Source organism: Leucobacter sp. Ag1 (assembly GCF_000980875.1).
Classification (GTDB): domain Bacteria; phylum Actinomycetota; class Actinomycetes; order Actinomycetales; family Microbacteriaceae; genus Leucobacter; species Leucobacter iarius.
Map to the genome: position 1 here is coordinate 1 of NZ_LAYO01000021.1, position 1,430 is coordinate 1,430.

General features: G+C 78.1%; 1 pseudogene. It reads left to right on the forward strand.

Going from position 1 to position 1,430, the window contains the following annotated elements:
* Positions 1-1,430: pseudogene (locus tag XM48_RS18085) on the forward strand (hypothetical protein); the annotation flags it as partial.

The following is a 1,430-nucleotide window of genomic DNA, read 5'->3' on the forward strand; positions in this document are numbered from 1 at the left end:
GGCCGACGCGGCGGCGTTCGCCGTGTCTCCGGCGTCCGCGTCCGCCGCCGCGGTCGCGGCGGCCTGCGCGGCGGCTCCCGACCGGGCGGTCGCCGAGGCAGAGGCATCGACCGAGGCCCGCGCGAGCGCGGATCCCTGCGCTGCGGCCTTGGCCGAGGCGTCCGAGGCGGCGGAAGCCACCGAGGTCGCGTCTCCGTACGCCGCCGACACGGCCGAGGCCTGGGCGGCGATCCGGTGGTCGCCGTCCGCCTGCGCTGCGGCGGCGGCCGACGCCGAGGCGTTGGTGTTCGTATCGGAGTTCGCCCGGCTGAGCGCTTCCGACGAGGCGTCCGCTGCCGCGGTCGCCGTGGCATCGGCTGCGGCAGTGGCGGATGCGGTCGAGGACGCCGAGGCGATCGCCGCGGCGTCCGCCGACGCGTTCCCGCGCGCGTTCGCCGCGCTCGATGCCGAGGCGTTCGCCGCGGCGGAGGCCTGCGAGTTCGCCGAGGCGACCGCCGCGGCGCGCGCCTGCGCGCTGGGTCCGGAGTCCACGTTCGCCGATGCCGTGGTCGATGCGTTCGCCCGTGCCGCGTTCCGTGCGGCGGCGGTCGCGTCTCCGTTCGCCGCCGCCGAGGCGGTGCTCTGCGCATTGGCGTACGCCGAGGCGACGGCCGCGGCGACGGCGTCGGCCGTGCCGTTCCCATCCGCGCGCGCCGAGGCCGCGGCCGATGCGGAGGCGTTCGCGTTCGTGTCTGCGGCGGCGACCGATGACGCCTGGGACGAGGCCATGTCCGTCGCCGAAGCCTGCGCGGCGGCCGAGGCGTTGGCGTTCGCCGCCGACGACGCCGAGGCGTTCGCGGACGTCTGCGTATCCGCCGAGCCCGCCGCGGAAGCCGAGGCCTGCGCCGCCGCGTTCTGCGCGGTCGTCGCCGTGCTCGAGGCGTTCTGCGAAGCGTCCGCCTGTACCGAACCCGCCACCCGGGCCGCTGCCGAAGCGGTGGCGTCCGCGGCGGCCGAGGCGATGCTCGTCGCGTCCGCGAAGGCCGCGGCCTGCGCGGCGGCGCGAGCCCGAGCCTCGGCGGAGACGTCGCCCTGCGCCGAAGCTGCGGCCGATGCCGCGGCGTTCGCATCCGCTCGGGCGGCGGATCCCGCCGATGCGGAGGCATCCGGGTCCGCGTTCGCGTTCGCCGTCGCGTCGGCGTCCGCTGCGGCCGACACCGAGGCCTCGCTCGATCCGTTGCTGCTCGCAGCAGCGCGGGCCGCGGCCGCGGAGTTGCCCTCGGCGGCCACCGAGGCCGAAGCGCGGGAGTCGCTCTTCGCGTCGCTCACGCCAGCGGCGGTCGCGGCCGCCCGAGCGCTCGCGTTCGACGTGCTCGTCGCGTCGGCGGACGCGTCGCTCGACGCGTCGGTGCTCGCCGCGGCCTGCGCCGCCGCTTCGGCGTCCGCTCGGG